Genomic DNA, 638 nt, shown 5'->3' on the forward strand with positions numbered 1-638 from the left:
GCTCACCCTGTCCTCTGCGGGGCCGAACACGGTGACTGTGCTCAACACCGAGGTGATCACGGGCGGCAGCGCCGCCGACACGGTCACCCTGGGCGCGGCCACGACCAATGCCGTGATCGATCTCGGCGCCGGAGCGGATCGCCTCGTGCTGGCAAACGGCACCAACACGGTCACCGTCTCCAACGTCGAGACGGTGGTCGGCGGCACGGGCTCGGACACGGTCATCCTGGCGCCCAACCTGTCGCACACGATCCAGCTTCAGGGGATCGAGCGCGTCGTGGGCGGCAACGGGGTGGATGTCGTGACGCTGGCCCAAGCCGTGAACGGCATGGTGGTGGAGCTGGGCAGCGGCACGGACACGCTCAAGCTCGCCGCCGGCACCAACAGCGTTACCGTGTCCAACACGGAACTCGTGCTGGGCAACTCGGGCTCGGACTGGATCATCGCCAAGGGCAACACCGCCACGCGGCTGGAAGGCGGGGCCGGGGACGACGCCCTGATCGGCGGCGGCGGGGCGGACGTGCTTTATGGCGGCATGGGCCAGGACCGGCTGACCGGCGGGAGCGGGCCTGATCGGTTCCTGTTCAAGTCCACGCTGGACTCGATGCTGGCGGCGCCTGACCGCATCACCGACTTCA

1 protein-coding gene is annotated in these 638 nt (G+C 69.0%); it reads left to right on the plus strand.

Annotated features, from left to right (window positions below; translation table 11 throughout):
• The coding region (locus JTJ31_RS24400; protein ID WP_207541334.1) for a calcium-binding protein at nt 1-638 on the plus strand (638 nt) is incomplete at both ends.

The sequence above is a fragment of the Sabulicella rubraurantiaca genome (genome assembly GCF_017355885.1).
Lineage (GTDB): Bacteria > Pseudomonadota > Alphaproteobacteria > Acetobacterales > Acetobacteraceae > Roseococcus > Roseococcus rubraurantiacus.